General features: G+C 74.6%; 22 protein-coding genes and 2 pseudogenes. 10 read left to right on the top strand and 14 right to left on the bottom strand.

Translation table 11 applies throughout. From position 1 onward, the window contains the following. The 4 genes from IE244_RS08505 to IE244_RS08520 all read left to right on the top strand — a co-directional run. Positions 1-185, top strand: a 185-nt coding sequence (locus tag IE244_RS08505; RefSeq protein ID WP_506005166.1) for a phosphoglucose isomerase-related protein, incomplete at its 5' end; no start/stop codon positions are given. A 2-nt stretch (positions 186-187) separates the two neighbouring features. Next, positions 188-1,066, top strand: a complete 879-nt coding sequence (gene gnd / locus IE244_RS08510) for a phosphogluconate dehydrogenase (NAD(+)-dependent, decarboxylating) (protein WP_191872175.1) — start codon at positions 188-190, stop codon at positions 1,064-1,066. Between the two features lie 6 nt (positions 1,067-1,072). Then, a complete protein-coding gene (locus IE244_RS08515; protein ID WP_191872177.1) occupies positions 1,073-1,666 on the top strand; it encodes a histidine phosphatase family protein in 594 nt (197 codons plus the stop codon). 191 nt (positions 1,667-1,857) lie between these two features. After that, positions 1,858-2,523, top strand: coding sequence for a TetR/AcrR family transcriptional regulator (locus IE244_RS08520; RefSeq protein ID WP_191872179.1), 666 nt, complete (start codon positions 1,858-1,860; stop codon positions 2,521-2,523). Between the two features lie 13 nt (positions 2,524-2,536). On the opposite strand, the gene IE244_RS08525 is transcribed toward IE244_RS08520, so the two are convergent. Together IE244_RS08525 and IE244_RS08530 are read right to left on the bottom strand one after the other, a co-directional pair. Then, complete coding sequence (locus IE244_RS08525) at positions 2,537-2,878, bottom strand: VOC family protein (protein ID WP_191872181.1); 342 nt, start codon at positions 2,876-2,878, stop codon at positions 2,537-2,539. Positions 2,879-2,948: 70 nt separating this feature from the next. Then, positions 2,949-3,545, bottom strand: a complete 597-nt coding sequence (locus IE244_RS08530) for a TetR/AcrR family transcriptional regulator (RefSeq protein WP_191872183.1) — start codon at positions 3,543-3,545, stop codon at positions 2,949-2,951. On the opposite strand from IE244_RS08530, the gene IE244_RS08535 reads away from it, so the two are divergent. Continuing rightward, positions 3,438-4,544: an NAD(P)-dependent oxidoreductase gene (locus IE244_RS08535; protein ID WP_268252883.1), complete on the top strand. Its 1,107-nt coding sequence runs from the start codon at positions 3,438-3,440 to the stop codon at positions 4,542-4,544. The genes IE244_RS08530 and IE244_RS08535 overlap by 108 nt on opposite strands. A gap of 14 nt (positions 4,545-4,558) precedes the next feature. On the opposite strand, the gene IE244_RS08540 is transcribed toward IE244_RS08535, so the two are convergent. Next, a complete protein-coding gene (locus tag IE244_RS08540; protein WP_191872186.1) occupies positions 4,559-4,996 on the bottom strand; it encodes a PPOX class F420-dependent oxidoreductase in 438 nt (145 codons plus the stop codon). Between the two features lie 98 nt (positions 4,997-5,094). Here IE244_RS08540 and IE244_RS08545 point away from each other — a divergent pair, with 98 nt between their 5' ends. The 3 genes from IE244_RS08545 to IE244_RS08555 all read left to right on the top strand — a co-directional run bounded on the left by IE244_RS08545 (position 5,095) and on the right by IE244_RS08555 (position 8,337). Beyond that, on the top strand, positions 5,095-5,679 hold the full coding sequence (locus IE244_RS08545) for a TetR/AcrR family transcriptional regulator (protein ID WP_191872188.1): 585 nt from the start codon (positions 5,095-5,097) through the stop codon (positions 5,677-5,679). Beyond that, complete coding sequence (locus IE244_RS08550) at positions 5,676-7,052, top strand: MFS transporter (protein ID WP_191872190.1); 1,377 nt, start codon at positions 5,676-5,678, stop codon at positions 7,050-7,052. Before IE244_RS08545 ends, IE244_RS08550 begins: the two co-directional genes overlap by 4 nt. A 61-nt stretch (positions 7,053-7,113) precedes the next feature. Beyond that, positions 7,114-8,337, top strand: a complete 1,224-nt coding sequence (locus tag IE244_RS08555) for a serine hydrolase domain-containing protein (protein WP_191872192.1) — start codon at positions 7,114-7,116, stop codon at positions 8,335-8,337. Positions 8,338-8,424: 87 nt separating this feature from the next. Here IE244_RS08555 and ribA read toward each other — a convergent pair whose 3' ends face one another. Beyond that, positions 8,425-9,096 carry a GTP cyclohydrolase II gene (gene ribA, locus IE244_RS08560; RefSeq protein WP_191872194.1) on the bottom strand — a complete coding sequence of 224 codons (672 nt, stop codon included), beginning with the start codon at positions 9,094-9,096 and terminating at the stop codon, positions 8,425-8,427. A gap of 38 nt (positions 9,097-9,134) precedes the next feature. Here ribA and IE244_RS08565 point away from each other — a divergent pair. Next, a pseudogene (locus IE244_RS08565) lies at positions 9,135-9,902 on the top strand (creatininase family protein); the annotation flags it as partial. Here the strand turns inward: IE244_RS08565 and IE244_RS08570 are convergent. From IE244_RS08570 to IE244_RS08590, 5 genes are all read right to left on the bottom strand, one after another. Continuing rightward, positions 9,791-11,245: a lysylphosphatidylglycerol synthase domain-containing protein gene (locus tag IE244_RS08570; protein WP_229854016.1), complete on the bottom strand. Its 1,455-nt coding sequence runs from the start codon at positions 11,243-11,245 to the stop codon at positions 9,791-9,793. The pseudogene IE244_RS08565 and the gene IE244_RS08570 overlap by 112 nt on opposite strands. After that, entirely contained in the window at positions 11,242-12,162 is a 921-nt protein-coding gene (locus IE244_RS08575; protein WP_191872875.1) for a class I SAM-dependent methyltransferase, read from the bottom strand. Before IE244_RS08575 ends, IE244_RS08570 begins: the two co-directional genes overlap by 4 nt. Positions 12,163-12,656: 494 nt before the next feature. After that, complete coding sequence (locus IE244_RS08580) at positions 12,657-13,838, bottom strand: glycosyltransferase family 4 protein (protein WP_191872196.1); 1,182 nt, start codon at positions 13,836-13,838, stop codon at positions 12,657-12,659. Beyond that, positions 13,835-14,233 (bottom strand): 6-pyruvoyl trahydropterin synthase family protein, encoded by a 399-nt coding sequence (locus IE244_RS08585; RefSeq protein ID WP_191872198.1) that lies wholly within the window; start codon positions 14,231-14,233, stop codon positions 13,835-13,837. The genes IE244_RS08580 and IE244_RS08585 overlap by 4 nt, the downstream gene beginning before the upstream one ends. Before the next feature lie 112 nt (positions 14,234-14,345). Next, complete coding sequence (locus IE244_RS08590; RefSeq protein WP_191872200.1) at positions 14,346-15,335, bottom strand: zinc-dependent alcohol dehydrogenase; 990 nt, start codon at positions 15,333-15,335, stop codon at positions 14,346-14,348. A 107-nt stretch (positions 15,336-15,442) separates the two neighbouring features. On the opposite strand from IE244_RS08590, the gene IE244_RS08595 reads away from it, so the two are divergent. After that, complete coding sequence (locus IE244_RS08595; protein ID WP_191872201.1) at positions 15,443-16,210, top strand: CDP-alcohol phosphatidyltransferase family protein; 768 nt, start codon at positions 15,443-15,445, stop codon at positions 16,208-16,210. 74 nt (positions 16,211-16,284) lie between these two features. On the opposite strand, the gene IE244_RS08600 is transcribed toward IE244_RS08595, so the two are convergent. From IE244_RS08600 to fusA, 5 genes and pseudogenes are all read right to left on the bottom strand, one after another. After that, on the bottom strand, positions 16,285-16,995 hold the full coding sequence (locus IE244_RS08600) for a YcnI family protein (protein WP_191872202.1): 711 nt from the start codon (positions 16,993-16,995) through the stop codon (positions 16,285-16,287). Positions 16,996-17,036: 41 nt separating this feature from the next. Continuing rightward, positions 17,037-17,660, bottom strand: a complete 624-nt coding sequence (locus IE244_RS08605; protein ID WP_191872203.1) for a hypothetical protein — start codon at positions 17,658-17,660, stop codon at positions 17,037-17,039. A gap of 5 nt (positions 17,661-17,665) precedes the next feature. Beyond that, the gene (locus IE244_RS08610; RefSeq protein WP_229854017.1) at positions 17,666-18,223 is read right to left on the bottom strand and encodes a TetR family transcriptional regulator; all 558 of its coding nucleotides are present in this window, start codon (positions 18,221-18,223) and stop codon (positions 17,666-17,668) included. A gap of 36 nt (positions 18,224-18,259) precedes the next feature. Continuing rightward, positions 18,260-18,346: pseudogene (locus IE244_RS42730) on the bottom strand (TetR family transcriptional regulator); the annotation flags it as partial. Between the two features lie 91 nt (positions 18,347-18,437). Next, positions 18,438-20,495, bottom strand: a complete 2,058-nt coding sequence (fusA, locus tag IE244_RS08615) for an elongation factor G (protein ID WP_191872204.1) — start codon at positions 20,493-20,495, stop codon at positions 18,438-18,440. Positions 20,496-20,892: the final 397 nt, after the last annotated feature.

Raw genomic sequence — 20,892 nt, forward strand, 5'->3', positions numbered from 1 at the left:
TGTTCGTGCAGGGCGCCGTGTGGAACATCGACTCCTTCGACCAGTGGGGCGTGGAGCTGGGCAAGGTCCTCGCCAAGCGCGTCGAGCCCGCGCTCACCGAGGGCACACAGGTCCCCGGTCTCGACCCGTCCACCACGGCCCTCGTCGCCGCCTACCGCACTCTCAAGAACGCATCGGAGAACTGATCATGCAACTCGGTCTCATCGGTCTCGGCAAGATGGGCGGCAACATGCGCGAGCGGATCCGCCGCGCCGGCCACACCGTCATCGGTTACGACCGCAACCCCGAGGTCTCCGACGTCAAGTCCCTCGCCGAACTGGTCGAGAAGCTGGACGCGCCGCGCCATGTGTGGGTGATGGTCCCGGCCGGCACCGCCACCCAGACCGTCGTCGACGAGCTGGGCGACCTGCTCTCCCCCGGCGACACGGTGATCGACGGCGGAAACTCCCGCTGGACGGACGACGAGAAGCACGCCGCGGCGCTCGGCATCAAGGGCATCGGCTTCGTGGACGCCGGTGTCTCCGGCGGTGTGTGGGGCCTGCAGAACGGCTACGCGCTCATGGTCGGCGGCGACAAGCAGCACGTGGAGCCGCTGAAGCCGGTCTTCGACGCGCTCAAGCCGGAGGGCCCGTACGGCTATGTCCACGCGGGCCGGGTCGGTGCCGGGCACTTCTCGAAGATGGTCCACAACGGCATCGAGTACGCCATGATGCAGGCCTACGCCGAGGGCTGGGAGCTGCTGGAGAAGGTCCACTCGGTGGAGAACGTCCGCGAGGTGTTCCGGTCCTGGCAGGAAGGGACGGTCATCCGCTCCTGGCTGCTCGACCTCGCGGTCAACGCCCTGGACGAGGACGAGCACCTGGAGAAGCTGCGCGGGTACGCGGAGGACTCCGGCGAGGGCCGCTGGACCGTCGAGGCGGCCATCGACAACGCCGTACCGCTCCCGGCGATCACGGCGTCCCTGTTCGCCCGGTTCGCCTCCCGGCAGGACGACTCGCCGCAGATGAAGATGATCGCGGCGCTGCGCAACCAGTTCGGCGGCCACGCGGTCGAGAAGAAGGACTGAGCCGCCGTGGGGGACCTCCTGCTGGTCCGCCACGGTGAGACGGAGTGGAGCAGGTCGGGACAGCACACGAGCTTCACCGACCTGCCCCTGACCGAGCACGGCGAGGAACAGGCCAAGTCCCTCGCCCCGCTCCTCACCGACCGGACCTACGCCCTCGCGCTGTCCAGCCCGCTGGGCCGCGCGATACGCACCGCCGAACTGGCGGGCATCTCCGGGGCCGTACCCGAGCCCGGCCTGCACGAGTGGGACTACGGCGGCTACGAGGGCGTCACCACCGTCGACATCCACCGCACCCGCCCCGGCTGGGACCTGTGGACCGACGGTGTGCCGCCCGGCCCCGCCGGGCATCCCGGCGAGTCACCGCTGGAGGTCGGCGCCCGTGCCGACCGGGTCCTGGCCCGCGTCGAGGCGGCGCTCACCGAGGACGCCGGGGACGTGGTCCTCGTCGCCCACGCCCACTTCCTGCGCGTGCTCACCGCCCGCCGGCTGGGTCTGCCGCCCGCCGACGGCCGGCTGTTCCAGCTGGCCACGGGCACGGTGAGCCGGCTCTCCACCGAGCACGGCCGGCCTGTGATCGCCGAGTGGAACAGACGGCCGTGACGGCCCGTCGCCCGCGGCCCGGTTCACCGCTGGTGAGCCGGGCCGCGGGCGTACCGCCCCGGCGCCGGTCCCCGCCTCACGCCGGCGCGGGCCGTGCGCAAGACCACAACCGCGGCGGGGGACCCTGCTTCTACAATCACCGGCACACAGCGAGCGTGCCGCCCAGGCGTCCACCGGCCCGAAGGAAAGCGATGACCGTCGTCGAAGAACCGGTACGACCCGGCGGACGGGTACGCGACGCGGCCCGCACCAGGGCCGAGATCCTCGACGTGGCGACGCAGGAGTTCGCGCGGGCCGGGTTCGACGGCGCCCGGGTGGACGAGATAGCGGCCCGCACCCGCACCACCAAGCGGATGATCTATTACTACTTCGGGGGCAAGGAACAGCTGTTCACGGCCGTGCTGGAGCGGGCGTACGGAGTGATCCGCGAGGCCGAGCGGCAGCTGGACGTCGAGCACCTGGACCCGGTCGCCGCGATCCGGCGGCTGACCGAGCTGACCTTCGACCACCACGAACGGCACCCGGACTTCGTCCGTCTGGTCAGCATCGAGAACATCCACGGCGCCGAGCACATCGCGGCCTGCGGGAAGCTGGGGGAGACCGGCTCCCCGGCCCTGGCGGTGATCCGCCGGATCCTTGCCGCGGGGCAGGAGTCGGGGCTGTTCACGGCCGACGTGGACGCGGTCGACCTGTACGCGGTGATCAGCTCGTTCTGTTTCTTCCGGGTCGCGGGCCGGCACACCTTCGGGGCGCTGTTCGGCCGCGACCTGGTGGACCCCGCCCAGCGGGAGCACTACCGGACCATGCTCGGCGACATGGTGATCGCCTACCTGACCGCGGAGCGGGCCGGCGGCTGACGTCCCCGCACGCCTACGGGCGGGGGTGGCGCGGCTCGTACAGGGCGAGTTCGCCGCCACCCGGCAGGCGCAGGGCGGTCACCCGGCCCCAGCGGGCCTCCTCGACCGGCCGCGTGAACTCCACTCCGCGCCCGGCCAGTTGACGCCGCGTCGCGTCGAGGTCGTCGCACATCAGCATCAGCTCGTGCGCGGGCTCACCGTCGGTGGGGTGACAGGCCACCTCGGCGGGCGGCGCCTGGAAGACCAGCCAGCCGTGGCCCGCGTCGACGTGCGCCCAGCCGAGGGTGTCGCGCAGGAAGGCCCGGTCGGCCTCCGCGTCCCGGGTGTAGAGCACCACATGTGCACCGTTGATCACGCGCGGAGGCTAGTGCGGCTCACGGGCCCGGGCAAGCACCGGCGGCCGGCGCCCCGCCACGCGCCCCGGTTCACGGGGCCGGGGCCACCGCCGCGTCGAGGAGCGGGCCGAGTTCCCGCACGGCCGTGCGCAGAGGGGCGGTGTCCCGTTCGGCGCGGGCCATCAGGATCGCCCCCTCCAGCGTGCTGATCATCAGGGTGGCCAGGGACGCGGCACGGGCCGCCGGTACCCCCATGCCGGCCAGGGCCTCGGCGAGCGGGCTCCGCCAGGTCGCGAACGCGGCGGCCGCGGCCTCCCGGGTCGAGCCGCCGGCGGCGGCGCACTCGACCGTGGCGGCGGCCACCGGGCAGCCCGCCGTGAAGCCGTCCGCCGCGTACTCGTCGGTCCACTGCGCGGCCATCGCCGCGAACAGACCGCTCGGCGTCGGCCTTTCGAGCCCCGCGAGGAAACGTGCGATCCGCTTGCCCGCATAGCGTCCGGCCCAGCCGACCGCCTCGTTGACCAGCTGTTCCTTCCCGCCCGGGAAGTAGTGCTGGAGGGAGCCGCGCGGTGCGCCGGCGTGTGCGGCGACCTCGCGCATGCCGGTCGCGGCGACGCCGTCGCGCCGGATGAGCTGGGCGGCACTGAAGACCATCCGCTCCCGCGGCCCCCATCGCGCCTCGCCCATGGCCGTCCTCCGATCCCCGCGGCGCCCGTTGCCGCCCGGCCTCCACCCTATGACCGGCGTCATAGCGACGGCTACTATGACAGCGGTCATACCCGGCTCCCGGAGCGAAGGACGGTCGCCATGCACGTCGGTTTCATCGGTCTCGGAGTGATGGGCCGGCCCATGGCGCAGCGTCTGGCGGCCGCCGGCACCCCCCTGGTGGTCTGGAACCGGACCCCGGAACGCGCCGCACCCCTGCGCGCGGCCGGCGCCCTGGTCGCCGCGGACGCCGACGAGGTGTTCGCGCGCTGCGACGTGGTGCTGCTGATGCTCGCCGACGAGGCCGCTGTCGACGCCGTACTCGGCCGCGGCACGCGCGCGCTGGCGGCGCGCGTCGCGGGACGCACGGTCGTCCACATGGGCACCACCTCGCCCGGGTACTCCCACGCCCTGGAGACGGACGTCCGGGCCGCCGGCGGCCGGTACGTCGAGGCGCCCGTCTCCGGGTCACGGGTACCGGCGGAGGAGGGTCAGCTGGTGGCGATGCTCGCCGGGGAGGCGGGCGCCGTGGCCGCCGTACGCCCGCTGCTCACGCCGCTGTGCCGGCAGACGTTCGCGTGCGGCCCCGCGCCCGGTGCGCTGCTGATGAAGCTGTCCGTGAACCTCTTCCTCATCACCCTCGTGACCGGGCTGACCGAGGCGTTCCACTTCGCCGAGCGCCAGGGCCTGGACCGGCGGCTGTTCCTGGACGTCCTCGAAGCGGGTCCCATGGCCAGCGGCGTCTCCCGGATGAAGGCGCCGAAGCTGCGCGAGCGGGACTTCGCGGTCCAGGCGGCCGCGCTGGACGTGCTGAAGAACAACCGGCTGATCGCCGAGGCGGCCCGCGGGGCGCGGCTGGCCTCCCCGCTCCTCGACGTGTGCCACGCCCTGTTCGAGGAGACGGTGGCGCAGGGGTACGGCGGCGAGGACATGGTCGCCGTCCTGCGCGCGATCGAGGCGCGGACCGCCGGCGCGCCGTAGCCGGTCGCCGCGGGTCAGCGCCTGGGGGCGCCGTAGACCCGGTCCACGTGCAGGCGCACCACGAGGCGCCGGTCGCGGACCATCGCGGCCCGGTAGTCGTCCCAGTCCGGGTGTTCACCGAGGACGTCCCGGTAGAGGCGGACCAGTTCCTCGACGGTCTCGTCGTGCGGGTCCCGGGCGACCGGGGACAGTTCGGCCGTGCCCTCGGCGACCGTGTACGCCCAGCGGTCGGCGCTCGTGACGTGGTAGGAGGCGCGGGGGTCGCGGCGCAGGTTGCGGGTCTTGGCGCGGTCGTCGGTGACGGAGATCCGGATGATCCGCTCGTCGGGGTGGTAGGCGTGGCTGACGTTGGACAGCTGGGGGCGGCCGTCGCGCTTGAGGGTGACCAGCACCCCGCCGTGGCCGTCGGAGAGGAGGTCGAGCAGCGCGTCCTGAGTGGAGTCCTGGGTCATGACTGGGCCAACTCGTCACGGGGGGCGGAACATTCCCGCGCGGGCGTACCACGGAAGGTCAGTAGACACTGTCTACGACTGCCTGGTAGACAGTGTCTATGACTGAGTCGGACATCGGGTTGCGGGAACGTCTGGTCGATGCGGGGGTGGAGCTGCTGGCCGCCGAGGGGCTGCAGGCCCTCACCCTGCGGGAGATCGCCCGGCGCGCCGGCGTCTCGCACGGGGCGCCGCGCCGCTACTTCCCCACCCATCTGGAACTGCTGTCGGCCATCGCGCGCCGGGGCTTCGGCGACCTGGCCGAGCGGGTGCGGCAGACGCTCGCGGACGGGCCCGCCGGGCCGCGCGCGCAGGTGGCGGCGCTGGCCCGGACGTATCTGGAGTTCGCGCTGGACAACCCCGGCATGTACGAGCTGATGTTCCGTCACGACCTGCTGCACAGCGGGCATCTGGGGCTGCGGGAGACGAGCCTGCCGCTGTTCGGTGTGCTCACCGGGCTGGTCGGCGCGGCCCGGCCCGGGGCCGACGCGCGCCGGGTGGCGGGCGCCCTGTGGGCGAACCTGCACGGGATCGCCCAGCTGTGGCGCTGGCGCAGTCTGCAACTGGCCCTCGGTGACGAGGACTTCGGGCCGCTGCTCGACACGGTGCTGGCGGCGCACCTCGGCGGTCCGGAGGGCGGCCGGTGAACCGGCGGTGGACGCTGGCGAGCAGCGTGGCGGGCGCGGTGGTCGTCGCGCTGGACGGTACGGTCCTCACCGTCGCGCAGCCCCGTCTGCAAAGAGATCTGGGCGCGTCGTTCGCCGAGGTGCAGTGGACCAGCACGGCGTATCTGGTCGCGGTGGCGAGCCTGCTGGTGTTCGCGGGGCGGCTCGGTGACCGGTACGGGCAGCGGCGGGTGTTCGCGCTCGGCCTGCTGGGGTTCGGGGCGGCGTCGGCGGGGATCGGTGCCGCGCCCGGGGTGGGCTGGGTGATCGGACTGCGGGCGGTGCAGGGGGTGTTCGGGGCGCTGTTGCAGCCGGCCACGCTGGGCATGCTGCGGGCCGCGTTCCCGCCGGACCGGCTGGCCAGGCCGCTCGCCGTGCGCACGGCCGCGATCGGGCTGGCGGCGGCAGCGGGTCCCCTGGTGGGCGGTGCGCTGGTGACCGGCCTGGGCTGGCGGGCGGTGTTCTTCCTCAATGTGCTGCCCGTGCTGGTCTTCGCCCTGCCGGCCCTGCTGCGGCCTGAGCCGCCGGTCGCCGGCTCCCGCACTCCGCTGGACCTGCCGGGTGCCGCGCTGCTCGCCGTGGCCCTGGCCTGCCTGGTGCACGCGCTGACCGCACGGCCCGTTTCCGGGGCGGGGCTCGCCGTCGCCGCGGTCACCGCCGCCCTCCTGGTGCGGCACGAACGGCGCGTGGCGAGCCCGCTGCTGCCGACCGCGGTGATCGGCTCCCGTGCGGTGGGCGCGGCGCTCGGGGTGCTGGTGGTCGTGTCCGCGGCCCTGTTCGGCGCCCTGTTCGTCGCCACCTATGTGCTGCAGCGCCGGCTCGGACTCGACCCGTTGCACAGCGCGCTGCAAAGCCTGCCGCTGGCGGTGCTGATGGTGGCGTCCGCCGCGCTGTGCCCGCTGCCGCTGCGCCGGTTCGGGGCGCGCGGGACGACGACGACGGCGACGGCCCTCCTGGCGCTCGGCGTCCTCGTGCTGTCCGGGGCGACGTCCACGCCCGCGCTCGGCGCCGCGTTCGCGCTGCTGGGCGCGGGGTTCGGCACGGTGATGGTGGCGGCCACCCAGGTGATCGTACGGCGGGCGGAGGTGGCGGTGGCCGGAGTGGCGGGCGGGCTGCAGCAGACGGCGCTGAACGTCGGCCCGGCCGTGGGCGTGGCCACGGCGACCGCGCTGATGAACACCGGCACCGGCCCGGCCCTGCTCGCCCTGGCGGGCCTGGCGGCGCTCGCCGTGCCCCTCGCCTGTGCGCTGCCCAGGACCGACGGCGACGACGCGCCGGCCGGGACCGGCGGCGTCGGGCCGGTCACACACGACGGTGATCAGCGGGTGGACGGGGGTGCCGTTGCGCGACGATGAGGGGTGGGTGCCCTCGGCGGGCGGCCGGGGGCATCGCGGACGAGGCGACCGGAGGAGAGCGATGGCACAGCTGCGGCAGGAAGTCGACCCGGACGAGGCGGGACTGGACGTCAGGGCACTGGACCGCCTGGACCGGCGGGTCGCGGACTACGTCGACCAGGGGCGGCTGCCCGGCTTTCTGGTGGCCCTGTCCCGCGGCGGCCGGGTCGCCCGTCTCACCACCTACGGCCTCCGTGACGTCGCGGCCGGACTGCCGGTCGAGGCGGACACCCTGTGGCGGATCTACTCGATGACCAAGCCGGTCACCGCGGTCGCCGTGCTGCTGCTCGTGGAGGAGGGCCGGCTGTCCCTGGACGACCCGCTGGAGCGCCATCTGCCCGCGTTCGCCGACCCGGTGGTGTACGTGGGCGGTGCGGGCGCCGAGGTGCGCACCCGCCCGGCCGCCGGCCCGATCCTGGTCCGGCATCTGCTCACCCACACCGCGGGCCTGACCTTCGGCTTCTACCACCGGCACCCGGTCGACGCCCTCTACCGCGAGGCCGGGCTGGAGTACTCGGTGCCGCCGGGCAAGGACCTCGCCGAGGCGGTCGACGTGTACGCGCGGATGCCGCTGCAGTTCGATCCGGGCACCCAGTGGAACTACTCGGTCGCCTCGAACGTGCTGGGCCGGGTCGTCGAGGTGGTGTCCGGCCGGCCGCTGGACGCGTTCTTCGCCGAGCGGATCCTGCGTCCGCTCGGCATGAGCGACACGGGATTCCATGTCGCGCCCGAACAGGCGGACAGGCTGGCCGAGTTGTACGGCGAGACGGACGAGGGCGGTATCCGGCCGGTGCCGGGACTGCCGGTGCACTCCCGGCCGCGGTTCCTGTCCGGCAGCGGCGGCCTGGTCTCCTGCGCGTACGACTTCCACCGGTTCATGGAGATGCTGCGCCGGGGCGGCGAACTGGACGGCGTCCGGCTGCTGTCGGCGGACAGCGTCGCGCGGATGACCAGCAACCAGCTGCCGGGGAACGCGGGGCTGCGGTCCTTCGGCTCCCCCGTCCATCAGGAACGGGCCAACGACGGGCTCGGCTTCGGCTTCAACGTGTCGGTGGTGACCGACCCGTCCCGCACCCTGGCCCCGACCGCCCTCGGCACCTACGGCTGGACCGGTGCCGCCACGACCGCCTTCTGGGTCGACCCGGCCCATGAGCTGACGGTGCAGTTCATGACGCAGGTACGCCAGGAGACACTGAAGATCTTCCCGGAGCTGCGGCGGCTCGTGCACGAGGCGCTGGTGGACTGAGAGCAGGGGCACCACCCGCACCCCCCCGGCACCGCCGCCCGCCGCCCGTCTCCCGCGGGGAGGGGCGGCGGGCGGCACGGTCTCGCTTCAGGAGCCGTGCGCGACGGCGTCCAGATGGGGCAGGATGTGGTCCATCCGCTCCCGCTTGGTCCGCAGATAGGTGATGTTGCTCTCGCACGGCTCGATCAGCAGGGGCACCTGCTCGGCGACCTGGACACCGTGCCGGACCAGCGCCTCCCGCTTGCGCGGGTTGTTGGACATCAGGCGTACCGAGCGCACCCCGAGGTCGCGCAGGATCTCGGCCGCGACGCCGTAGTCACGGGCGTCCACGGGCAGGCCGAGCGCGAGGTTCGCCTCCACCGTGTCCAGTCCCTCCGCCTGCAGGGCCATCGCGCGCAGCTTGGCGAGCAGGCCGATCCCGCGGCCCTCGTGGCCCCTCAGGTAGACGACGATCCCGCTGCCCTCGGCGACGACGGCGCGCAGCGCGGACGCCAGCTGGTCGCCGCACTCGCAGTGCCGGGAGCCGAACGCGTCCCCCGTCAGGCATTCGGAGTGCAGCCGGGTCAGCACGTTCTCGGCGCCGATGTCGCCGTACACCAGAGCCACTTGCTCGTCACCGCGGTCGTGGTCCAGGTAGCCGATCGCCTGGAATTTCCCGTACACGGTGGGCAACGGTGCATTCACGACGCGTTCCGCGCCCGAACGCCGCGAGGACTTCTTGCCGAGTACGCCGAGGTTGACGCCGGTGTTTTCTGTCATGATCTGATTCCTAAGCAGAGACGAAAGGCCGTGAAACGATGAGTGGTTCGGGCGCGCGTGCGGCGGCATGTGAGGGGACGACCGACGTGGCGAACGGCGTGCTGCCGACGGACACCACGGAAGACGTACGCAGCCGGGGGGCGGGCGTTTCAGCACAGGTCGCCGTCCTTCCCGTAGGGAGCTTCGAGCAGCACGGGCCGTTCCTTCCCCTGGCGACCGACACGCTCGTCGCCTGCGCCGTGGCGCGGGAGATCGCCGCCGCGTACCCGGTGCACCTCCTTCCTCCGGTGACGGTCTCCTGCTCGCACGAGCACGCGGACTGGCCGGGGACCGTCAGCATCTCCTCCGTGACCCTTCATGCGGTGGTCCGGGACATCGCGGCGTCGCTGCGCCGCTCGGGCGTCGACGCGCTGGTCGTGGTCAACGGGCACGGCGGCAACTACGTGCTGGGCAACGTCGTCCAGGAGGCCTCCGCGCGCGGTGAGCGGATGGCGCTGTTCCCGGCCGCCGAGGACTGGGAGACGGCGCGGGAACGGGCGGGGGTGCGCACCTCGCTGCTCACCGACATGCACGCGGGAGAAATCGAGACCTCGATTCTGCTGCACGCTCACCCCGAATTCGTCCGCCCTGGTTACGAGTCCGCCGATTTCACCGCTGACGACCGTCGTCATCTGCTGACCGTGGGAATGTCCGCCTATACCGAATCGGGCGTCATCGGGCGTCCTTCCCTGGGGTCGGCGGAAAAGGGGAAGGAACTGCTGGCGAGCCTGACGGAATCCTTCGCGCCGTATCTCGCGCTGCTCACCCCGGCGGAGGGGCGCGGGTAGTCCCGCGCGGGCGCGGGGCCCTGCCCGGGGATGGGGCCCCGCGCGGGACGCGGGCCGTCCGGGACGGGGGCCTGCGCGGAAGCCGGTGCGCGGTCCGTCGTGGCGGTCTTGGCAGCCGGGGCGCGCAGGCCGGCGTACCAGCGCATGGCGAGGACGACGGCTCCGGGCAGGCTCGCCAGGAAGCTCAGCACGCCGTACACGACGGCGACGGCGACACCGGTGCTCGCGCCGAGACCCGCGGCGCCGAACGCCCAGGCGGTCACGCCCTCGCGGGGGCCGAAGCCCCCGACGTTCAACGGCAGGCCCATGGCGACCAGCGCGAGGACGGCGAGCGGGACCAGCACCGCGACCGGTGCGGCACAGCCGGCGACCCGGGCCGCCACGACGAACATCGCCAGGTGCCCGGCGAGGACGAGGGCGGAGGAGACGGCGATGCCCGGTCCGCCCCGGCGGGAGAGCAGGCCCCGGCGCGCCTCGCCGAGGGCGGTGCGCAGGGCCCCGGCCCGGCGTGCGGGCGCGCGGTTCATGCGCACGGCGAGGGCGACGGCGAGCGCGCCGGCCGCGGCGAGGGCCACCAGCGGGGCGAAGTCGCGGGCCTCGGCCCGCACCGGGGACGGCAGGGTCGGCAGCACCGCGGCGGCGAACACGGCCAGCGCGATCTGCCCGGCGACGCGTTCCAGCACCACGGCCTGCACCCCGCGGCGCAGATCACCGGCGCTCTGTCCGTGCCGCACCGCCCGGTGCACATCGCCCAGGATCCCGCCGGGCAGCGCCGCGTTCAGGAACAGCGCCCGGTAGTAGTCGGCGACGGCGGGGCCCAGCGGCAGCCGGATACGCAGGCCGCGGGCCACCAACTGCCAGCGCCAGGCGCTGAGCACGGTCGTGACCGCGCCGATGCCCAGCGAGGCCAGCACCGTCGCCGTGTCGATCCGCCGCAGCCCGTCGAGGAGCACCCCCGTGCCCAGCCGCCACAGCAGGAAGCCGAGGATGACGACGCCGGCGACGGTCCCGAGGTGCGTACGCAGCGCGCGGATTCCGGGACGGCGGGGGCTGAGGCGCCGCGCGGCCTCGGCGGACGGCGCCTCTGGGGACGAAGGCGAGGGCGCTTCGGGAAGCCGGGCGCCGGCGCCGTGGTCCGCCCGCACCGTGCCGAGATCCTGGCGCGCGGGGGCGGGGCGGGTGCCCGCGCTCTGCACGCGCGCGTGCGGCGCGCCGGCGTCGTGGGCGCACCCGTGGGCCGGGCGGGGGGGCGTCACGCCCGCGTGGGCGTCGGCCCCGGTGACCCGGTGCCCGGCCTGAGCCGCGGCCGACCGCGTGGTCATGACGTCTCGTCCGTCGACGGGGGCAGGGCCAGCAGGTCGCTGTGCTGGACCACGACCCGCAACTCCCCGGCGGCGCAGGCGGCGAGCCGGTCGCGCAGATAGCGCTCGGCTCGGCCGCGCAGCTCGGGCCGCTGTTCGACGGCCGCGCCCACCCAGCCGCGCAGCCACTGCTCGGTCAGCGCCGACTCCTCGGGGCCGAGCCGCCACGGGCTCGGATGCACCCGTACGGCCGCCCCGCGCGCGGCGAACGCCTCGCAGGCGGCCGTGACCGCGTCCGGGCCCAGCAGCCCGCCGCGCCGCTGGTGGGCGTTGAACGCCTCGGCGATCTCCGCGTCCAGCGGGTCGGCCGGGGTGAGTTCGACGCGTCCGGCGACGGACAGCGTGAGCAGTGCGGGGCAGCCGGCCCCCGCGCAGGCGTCGGCGAGGGCGACGACCTCTTCGCGGGTGAGGACGTCGAGCAGCGCGGAGGCGGTGACCAGCCAGGCGCCGCTCAGCGCGTCCGGGGTGAGCCGGGCCACGTCGCCGCGCCGGGTCTCCACGGTGACGCCACTGCCGTCGGCGGCCGAGCGCGGGGAGCCGACGGCGGCGAAGTGCAGCAGGTAGGGGTCGCGGTCGTGCAGGACCCAGTGCTGGGCTCCGGCCAGGCGGGGCGCGAGCCAGCGGCCCATCGAGCCGGTGCCGCAGCCCAGGTCGTGCACCGTCAGCGCGCCGGTGCGGCCGGGCTGGTTCGCCGACCGGATCCGCAGCGCGTCCAGCAGTTCCTCCGCGCGGGCGACCGCGTCGGCCCCTTCCCTCAGCCGCAGCCATTCGGGCGCGTACCGGGCCGGTTCCTCGGGCTCGCCCGCGCGCAGCCGCACGGTGGCCCGCTCACCGGAAGGCCGCACGGGCCCGGCCCCGGCGACGACCGCGGCCTCCACCGCGCCGCCGCCGTCACCGACAGCATCACCGCAAACCCCGGCAGCCGCCGCCGTACCGTCGGCCACACCGCTCACCCCGCCCCCGGCGACGACCTCACCGACCGCGTGGCCGGCGCTGCCCGCCGCGTCGACTCCACCACCGACGTCCCCGGCACCCGCCGCGTCGACGGCTCCGTCCAAGTCCCCGGATCCTGCTGCCACGTCGACGGCACCGCCCAGGTCCCTGGCATCCGCCGCCCCGTCGGAACCGCCGTCCGAGCCCCGCACCCCGGCCGCCCCGGCACGCGCCACCGCGGCCGCAGTACGGGCCTCCTCGCGCCCTGCCTCCAGCAGCGGCTCCGCCTCGCCCCGCACCGAGCGCACGGGCGCCGTCGCGCCCTCAGCCCCGCGTGCCGGCTCCGGCTCGCCGTGCGCCCCGGGTACCGGCCGGCCCTGCCCCGGCCCGGACTGGGCCGGGATCGACGTCATGCCGTTCGTCGTGGTCTGTGGAGCGGTCATGCCACCCTCCTCGGGGCTTCGGGGAGCCGGGCGAGGACTCCGGCCAGGCTGCGGGCGGTGGTGGCCCAGCCGTCGAGCGCGGCGCGGCGGCCGCGGGCCGCGGCCTTGAGCCGGCGGCGCACGTCGGGTTCGCCGAACCAGCCGCGTAGTTCGGCGGCGAGCGCGGCGGGGTCCTCCGGCGGGACGAGGATGCCGGGCACCCCGCCGTCGGGGGCGCGGCCGACCGCCTCCGGAAGGCCGCCCACGTCGGTGGCGAGGACCGGGATGCCGCGGGCCAGGGCCTCGGTGACCGCCATGCCGTAGGTCTCGGCGTAGGAGGTGAGGACCATCAGGTCGGCGGCGGCGTACGTGGCGTCGAGGTCCGCGCCCGAGCGCGGGCCGGTCAGGTGCAGCCGGTCGGCGAGGCCGTACCGGGCGATCAGCTCCCGCAAGTGGGCCACGTACGCGGGGTCGTGGCCGAGTCCGCCGACCAGCTCACAGGTCCACGGCAGGTCCCGTACCGCCGCGAGCGCCTCCACCAGCCGGTGCTGGCCCTTGCGCGGGGTGACCGCGGCCACGCACAGCAGCCGCGAGACGCCGTCGGTGCCGGGCGCGAGCGGCGCGATGTCGGCGCCGGGCGCGGCGACGTGCACGTGTTCGGGGGCGAGGCCGTGATGGGAGACCAGTCGGCGCACGGCCCAGTCGCTGGTCGCGATCGAGGCGGGCACGGCGCGCAGCACGGCGCGTTCGCGGGCGTCGAGGTCGGCGGCGACGGACGGGTCGAGGCCGGTCTCGTCCCCGAGCGGGAGGTGGACGAGTACCGCCAGGCGGAGCCGGCCGGTCTGCGCGGTGACGATCTCCGGGACGGCGCAGGCGACGAGCCCGTCCAGCAGGACGACCGAGTCGTCCGGCAGGTCCCGCAGGGTGCGGGCGAGGCCGTCGCGGGCGGTCCGGTCGGGGTGCGGCCAGTTGCCGGGCGCGGTGTGCGGGGTGACCTGCCAGCCGAAGCCCGGCAGGTCCAGGCAGACCCGGCGGTCGTAGGCGTTGCCCCCGCTGGGCGCGGCCGGGTCGTCGACGCCGCCCGGCAGGACGAAGTGCACGGTACGCAGGGACATGGGGGTGATTCCGGCCTTTTCGACGGCGGCCGGCTGCGCCGGCACGTAGGTCAGGCGGGCTCGCTCCGTGGTCGTCTCGGTCACAGGCCACGCTCGTAACTCGCCCAGGCGACATGGGATTCGTGCAGGGTGACGGTGATGCCCGCGAGGCCCTTGGCGCCCTCGCCGAGCGCGCCCTTGTGGACGCGTTCGGCGAGCCGGTCGGCGACGACCTTGGCGAGGAACTCGGTGGAGGTGTTGATGCCGGCGAACTCGGGTTCGTCGTCGAGGTTGCGGTAGTTCAGCTCGGCCGTGATGGCACCCAGTTCCTGCGTCGCCAGGCCGATGTCGACCACGATGTTGTCCTCGTCCAGCTGCTCGCGGCGGAAGGTGGCGTCCACCAGGAAGGTGGCACCGTGCAGGCGCTGCGCGGGCCCGAACACGTCGCCGCGGAAGCTGTGGGCGATCATGATGTGATCGCGGACGGTGATGCTGAACAACGGACGACCCTCCAGGTCCGGCGCGTCTGGTCCCCCTGGCCTTACCCGCCGGGGGGATGCCGTGTAGTACGGCTCTTCGCTTTCCCGCGTTCAGCCCTCTTTCACGCTTTTCTCAGGTCAGGCCGGTCTCGGCGTACCGGACCCGGTGGCACAGGGCGGGGATCTCACCCGAGGCGAGCTTCGGCATGACGTCGGGGAGTTCCTCGAAAGCGCTCTCCCCGGTGATGAGGGCGTCCAGTGCGGGGTCGGCGAGCAGGTCGAGGGCGAGGGCCATCCGGTCGGCGTAGCCGCGGCCGGGGCGGGCGGCCGGGGAGACGGTGCCGACCTGGCTGCTGCGTACGGTGAGCCGGCGGGAGTGGAAGGCCTCGCCGAGCGGCAGGGCGACGCGCCGGTCGCCGTACCAGCTCAGTTCCACCACGGTGCCCTCGGGGGCGAGGAGTTGCAGGGCGCGGGTGAGGCCGGCCTCGGTGGCGCTGGCGTGCACGACGAGGTCGCAGTCGCCGAGGGCGTCGGCGGGCGTGGCGAAGTCGACGCCGAGCGCCTCGGCGGTCTCGGCGCGGGCCGGGTCGGCGTCGACGAGCTGCAGCCGCACGCCCGGGAACCGGGCCAGCAGCGCGGCCACCGAGCAGCCGACCATGCCGCCGCCGACCACCGCGATCCGGTCGCCGATCAGCGGCGCCGCGTCCCACAGGGCGTTCACGGCGGTCTCCACGGTGCCGGCGAGCACCGCCCGCGCGGCGGGCACCCGCTCGGGCACGACGGTCACGGCGCTCACCGGAACGACGTAACGGCTCTGATGCGGGTACAGGCAGAAGACCGTACGCCCGATCAGGGCGGCCGGGCCCTCCTCCACCTCGCCGACGCTGAGGTAGCCGTACTTCACCGGGCCGGGGAAGTCGCCCTCCTGGAACGGCGCTCGCATCACGGCGTGTTGGCTCTGCGGCACCCCGCCGCGGAAGACGAGCGTCTCCGTGCCGCGGCTCACCCCGGAGTACAGGGCGCGCACCAGCACCTCGTCGGCGGCGGGCGGCGCGAGGGTGGCGTCGCGCAGCTCGCCGTGGCCGGAAGAGCGCACCCAGAACGCGCGGGCCGAGTGGTTCATCGGCATCCTCCTGAACGATGGGGAACTTGTTCACGTAACGAGAAGTGCACAGGCCGCGCACAGTACGCGGCGTTGATCGACTCTGTCACTCGGCCGGAGGGTGTGCGGTGGCCCTGAACAACACGTATGGCGCGAGGCTCCAGCAGGAGACCGCTGTGGGAGCGGGCGTACAACTGCTGCTGCTCGCGCTGCTCGGCACGGCGATAGGCATGGGGCCGGCCGGCTGGCTGACGGGGCTGGCGTTCGCGTTCGCCACCTGGGCCGTCCTGGCCCGGGCGCTGCACCGTTCCCGGCTGCGCTCCTTCGGCCCCGCGAACCGGGTCACGCTCGGCCGGGCGACCCTGGTGGGCGGGGTGACCGCGCTGGTCGCGGACTCCTTCGAGAGCGCGCCGCCGGTGACCCTGCTGGTCGGTCTGACGGCGGTCGCCCTGATCCTGGACGGCGTCGACGGCAAGGTGGCCCGGCGCACCGGGACGTCGACCGCGCTCGGTGCGCGCTTCGACATGGAGGTCGACGCGTTCCTGATCCTGGTGCTGAGCGTGTACGTGTCCATGCAGCTGGGCCCGTGGGTGCTGCTGATCGGCGGGATGCGGTACGCCTTCGTCGCGGCCGCCCGTTACGCTCCCTGGCTCAACACCCCGCTGCCGCCGTCCTTCGCCCGCAAGACCGTCGCCGCGATCCAGGGCATATGCCTGCTCGCGGCCGGTGCCGAGCTGCTCCCGCGGCCGGCGAACCTCACGATCGTGCTGCTGGCGCTGGGCTCGCTGGTGTGGTCCTTCGGCCGGGACGTGCGGTGGCTGTGGCGCGCCTCCCGGATGCGCGTGGAGCCGGCGGCCGAGGCCGAGGTGAAGGTGCTGGAGCTCGCGGCGCGCTGAGCGGGTGCGCGGAGCACGGTGAAGGGCCCGGACCGGGTGGCCGGTCCGGGCCCTTCACCGTGCGGCTTCGGCGGTTACGGCCGTGCGGCGCGGCTGCGTACGATCGCGAACGCGGCGGCCGCGAGGCCGAGGACGCCGACGACGAGCCCGGCGATGCCGAGACCGCGGGCGGTGGAGTCGCTGCCGTCGGCCGTCTTGACGGTGGCGGTGGCCGTCCGGGCGGGCGCCTGCGCGGCGCTCGCGTCACCGGCGGTCAGCTTCAGCGCCGGTGCCGGGTTCTCCGGCTCCTCCCCGCCGGTCGGCTCCTCGATCCAGCGCGCGACCTTGCCGTCGGAGTAGGTCTGCAGGGTCTTGAACACCAACTGGCCGGTGTCGTCGGGCAGTTGACCGAAGGCCACGTTGAAGTCCTCGTACTGTCCGGCGCCGATCTTCCCTCCGGTGAAGGTGATCGCGGAGGCGGCCTCGGTGATGGTGCCGTCGTCGGTCTTGACCGGCGTCTTGAGCTTGGTGGTGGTGACCTTCGCGGTCCAGCCGTCCTGCGGGTGCACGAGCACGCCGAGGACGGGGTGGTCGGTGGGCAGGAAGACCTGCACCTTGGTGGTGGAGGCGCTGTCGTCCTCGTTGGGGACGCGGAAGGTGAGCACGCCGTCGGTGGCTCCCTTGGCGTAGCTCTCGGGGTGGACGGTGACGTGCGCGGCGGCGGCACCGGCGGTGAGCAGGACGGTGGCGGCGCTGACGGCGGCGACGGTCGCGGCGCGGCGCGCGGTGAGACGTGAGGCGGACATGGGTGAGTCGATCTCCGTACGGGTGAGGTGTCCTTCGGGGGTCAGAGCGGGTACGGGATCGGGGCCGGTGGTCCGCGCCGGCTGACCGCGTGCCGCAGCCGGGCCGGCCGGGCTGGTTCGGGGGCGGCCGGGACACGGGGGGCGCCACCCGCGGGCGCGGGCAGCGCGGTGGCGCACCACCAGGCGAAGAGGCCGGGTACGAGCGTGGCGGTCCGGCGCAGCAGCGACCACAGGGCGGCCTCGCCCCGCCGCAGCCACCAGGAGGCGGCCAGGGCGGCGAGGACATGGGCGGCGGTGGCGTGGCCGGTGAGGTGCGGGTGCACGGTGAGAGGGGTCGCGGCGTACGTGGTCATGGCGGCCATGGCGTGGCCCGGCATGGCGGGCATGTGCGCGGCGCCGGGACCGGGACGGCCGGGGCGGGCGGCGTCGAAGCCGAGGTGCAGTCCGGCCTGGGTGAGCAGCATGGCCGCGCCGATGCCGGGCAGCGAGCGTTCCCGGCCGCCGAGCACCCAGCCGAGCGTGAACACGGCGAGGAATCCGGCCGTGTCGGCCCACCACGGCGGCAGGGCACCCATGGCGAGTCCGTGCCCGGCGGCGGCGAGCAGCACGCACACCGCGGCGAAGACCGCGGCGCGCAGGCCTCTCACCGCGGGGGACGCGCTCATGGTGCTCATGGTGAGGGATCCTCCCACGGCTGGGTGATACGTGCGGCGCGGTCGTCCTGTTCAGCGGGGACGTGGCGGCTTCCCGTCGCCCGATACCGGTCCGCGGCGGGCCGGCCGGTGCCGAAGGGCCGTGCCGGGAGCCCGGCAGCCGAGGAGCCGGCGCAGGCGGTCGGCGCGTCCAGGGCGATCGCCGCGACGGCCTGAAGGGCGGCCCGGTCGGCACCGCCCTGCGCGGAGACACGCAGGCCGGCCGCGGTGGCGTTGACGAACCGGGGCAGGTCGCCCGCGTCCCGGGCGGACGTGACACTGCCGTCGCGCCGGCCCGCGCCGACCGCCGCGCGCAGGGCGGCGAGCCGGCGGGCCGTGTCGCGCTCCAGCATCCCGGCCGCGACGGCATCGCGTGCGGCCCGTTCGACCGTCGTGTCGACGGTGAGACGGCCCACGCCGTGACCCTGCGGCCGGTTGTCCGCGTCACCGTCGAGCACCAGCGCGAACAGGGCGCGGATCCGGTCGGCGCCGCTGCGGGCGGGGTCCTCCGGAACGGCCGGCCGGGCGGCGTTCATGGTGGTCGTGCAGCGGTGCAGCGCCCGCTGGAACAGGTCGTGCTTGCTCTTGAAGGTGTGGTGGACACTGCTGCGCCCCAGCCCGGTGGCGTCGCACAGATCCGGGGTGGAGATGGCCTCGCAGCCCTTCTCCCCTACAGGTGGCCGGGGCGGTCGAGCGGGCGCGGGACCGCAGCACGCGCCGTGTCGGCGCGTGCTGCGGTCCCCGTCCTCGCTACCGGCCCGGCACCGGTCGCGGTGCCGGCGCGTAGCCGGCCGGCCGGGTCGTGAAGGTGCCCCGGCCCTGTGTGCGGCTGCGCAACCGGGTGGCGTAGCCGAACAGTTCGGCCAGCGGCACCGTCGCGGTCACCGCGGCCGCTCCGCCGCGGGTCCGCGAGCCGCCGACCCGGCCGCGCCGGGCGGCGAGGTCACCGAGGACCGAGCCGACGGCGTCCTCCGGCACGGTGACCGTGACCTCGGCGACCGGTTCCAGCAGGGCGACCGCGCAAGCGCGCAGGGCCGCGCGGAGCCCGAGCCGGCCGGCGGTGCGGAAGGCCGTGTCGGAGGAGTCCTTCACATGCGTCGAGCCGTCGGTGAGCGTGACCCGCAGCCCGGTCACCGGGTGTCCGTCGAGCGGACCCTCGGCGAGCGCGTCCCGGCAGCCGGCCTCCACCGCGCGCACGTACTCCTGCGGCACCCGCCCGCCGACCACGGCGGAGCGGAACTCGAAGCCGGTGCCGCCGGGTTCGGGCCCGAGCGGTTCCACGTCGAGCACGACATGGGCGAACTGGCCCGCCCCGCCGTCCTGTTTGACGTGCCGGAACACGAACCCGGTCACCCCCTCGACGACCGTCTCACGGCAGGCGACCCGCGGCCGGCCCACACCGACCTCCGGCCCGCCGTCCCGGCGGATCTTCTCCACCGCGACCTCCAGATGGAGTTCACCCATCCCGGACAGCACGGTCTGCCCGGTCTCGGCGTCGGTGCGCACCACCAGCGAGGGGTCCTCCTCGGCCAGCCGTGCCAGCGCCGCCGCCAGCCGGCCGGTGTCCGTGGCGCGCCGGGCCTCGACCGCCACGGACACCACGGGGTCGGCGGCCACGGGCGGCTCGAACAGCAGCGGCGCGCCGGGGTCGCACAGCGTGGAGCCGGCCCGTGCCGACTTCACACCGGCGAGCGCGACGATGTCACCGGCGACGGCCCGGTCGAGCTGGACGTGCCGGTCCGCCATGACCCGCAGGATGCGCGCGACGCGTTCGGTGCGCCCGGTGCCCGGATCCCGCACGCTGTCTCCCTTCTCGACGGTGCCGGCGTACACGCGCACATAGGCCAGCCGCCCGGTGGCGCTCGCGTTCACCTTGAACACCAGCCCCGCGAACGGCGCTTCGGGGTCGGCGGCCCGCCGCTGCTCGGTGCCCTCGTGGACACCGCGTACGGCCGGGACGTCCAGCGGCGAGGGCAGCCAGGCCACGACCGCGTCCAGCAGCGGTTCGATGCCGCGGTTGCGGTAGGCGGACCCGCACAGCACGACCACACCGTCCCCGGTGCGGGTGAGGTCCCGCAGGGCGGCGGCGAGGGTGCCGGCGTCGAGCGTGCCCCGGTCGCAGAACTCCTCCAGGGCGGCCGGGTGCAGCTCCGCCACCGTCTCCTCCAGCGCCCGGCGCCGCCGTAGCGCCTCCTGCCGCAGCGACTCGGGGACGGGGCCCTCCACGGCCGTACCGGCGCCGTCGGGCCACACCAGCGAGCGCATCCGCACCAGGTCGACCACTCCGGTGAACGCGTCCTCGGCGCCGACGGGCAACTGGACGACCAGCGGCGCGGGATGCAGCCGCTGCCGGATGGACTCGACGGCCCGGTCGAGGTCGGCGCCCGCCCGGTCCATCTTGTTGACGAACGCGATTCTCGGCACGCCGTACCGGTCCGCCTGCCGCCACACCGACTCGCTCTGCGGCTCGACCCCGGCGACGGCGTCGAACACGGCGACCGCCCCGTCGAGGACGCGCAGGGAGCGCTCGACCTCGTCGGCGAAGTCGACGTGCCCGGGGGTGTCGATGAGGTTGACGCGGTGGCCGTCCCAGGCGCAGCTGACGGCGGCGGCGAAGATGGTGATGCCGCGGTCGCGTTCCTGCGGGTCGAAGTCGGTGACGGTGGTGCCGTCGTGCACCTCGCCCCGCTTGTGGGTGGTGCCCGTCGCATACAGGATCCGCTCGGTGACGGTGGTCTTGCCGGCGTCGACGTGGGCGAGGATGCCGAGGTTGCGGACGGCGGCGAGGGTGGTGAGGTTCGTGCGCACGGCCCAGGGCCTTTCTGGCGATCAGGAAACGATCAGGAAAAGGGCAGCGCGATGACCCGTGCGTCCGCGCGGAGCGGCCGACGTCCGGCCGTCGGCGTGAGCCGGTTCGGCAGGGGTCAGCGGGGCGTCACGGGCGTCCGGTGCCGGCCGCGCAGCGGGCACCGGCCGGACCAGGACACGAGGATCACCTCGTACCGGGAACGGGGAGCGACGACAGCGGTGCGTGCGCGCACGGCCGGGCTCCCCTCTGTGTCGGACGACAGGCGCCGCCGTACGGTCGGACGGCGCTCGGTACGGCATGACGGTACGACAGGGACGCGCCCGGGGCACCCGATTTTCCGGCCCGCCGCCCGGCCGAAGGCGTTCACGTCACGTCAGCCGGTCGCCACCGCCCGGG

Source organism: Streptomyces filipinensis, assembly GCF_014649495.1.
GTDB lineage: Bacteria > Actinomycetota > Actinomycetes > Streptomycetales > Streptomycetaceae > Streptomyces > Streptomyces filipinensis.

Coding starts and splice junctions, on each gene's coding strand:
- IE244_RS08530 (WP_191872183.1), bottom strand. CDS start 3,545: ATGGGCGAGGCGCGATGGGGGCCGCGGGAGCGGATGGTCTTCAGTGCC.
- gnd (WP_191872175.1), top strand. CDS start 188: ATGCAACTCGGTCTCATCGGTCTCGGCAAGATGGGCGGCAACATGCGC.
- IE244_RS08545 (WP_191872188.1), top strand. CDS start 5,095: ATGACTGAGTCGGACATCGGGTTGCGGGAACGTCTGGTCGATGCGGGG.
- IE244_RS08610 (WP_229854017.1), bottom strand. CDS start 18,223: ATGAACGCCGCCCGGCCGGCCGTTCCGGAGGACCCCGCCCGCAGCGGC.
- IE244_RS08555 (WP_191872192.1), top strand. CDS start 7,114: ATGGCACAGCTGCGGCAGGAAGTCGACCCGGACGAGGCGGGACTGGAC.
- IE244_RS08605 (WP_191872203.1), bottom strand. CDS start 17,660: ATGAGCGCGTCCCCCGCGGTGAGAGGCCTGCGCGCCGCGGTCTTCGCC.
- ribA (WP_191872194.1), bottom strand. CDS start 9,096: ATGACAGAAAACACCGGCGTCAACCTCGGCGTACTCGGCAAGAAGTCC.
- IE244_RS08540 (WP_191872186.1), bottom strand. CDS start 4,996: ATGACCCAGGACTCCACTCAGGACGCGCTGCTCGACCTCCTCTCCGAC.
- IE244_RS08570 (WP_229854016.1), bottom strand. CDS start 11,245: ATGACCACGCGGTCGGCCGCGGCTCAGGCCGGGCACCGGGTCACCGGG.
- IE244_RS08590 (WP_191872200.1), bottom strand. CDS start 15,335: ATGAACCACTCGGCCCGCGCGTTCTGGGTGCGCTCTTCCGGCCACGGC.
- IE244_RS08520 (WP_191872179.1), top strand. CDS start 1,858: ATGACCGTCGTCGAAGAACCGGTACGACCCGGCGGACGGGTACGCGAC.
- IE244_RS08600 (WP_191872202.1), bottom strand. CDS start 16,995: ATGTCCGCCTCACGTCTCACCGCGCGCCGCGCCGCGACCGTCGCCGCC.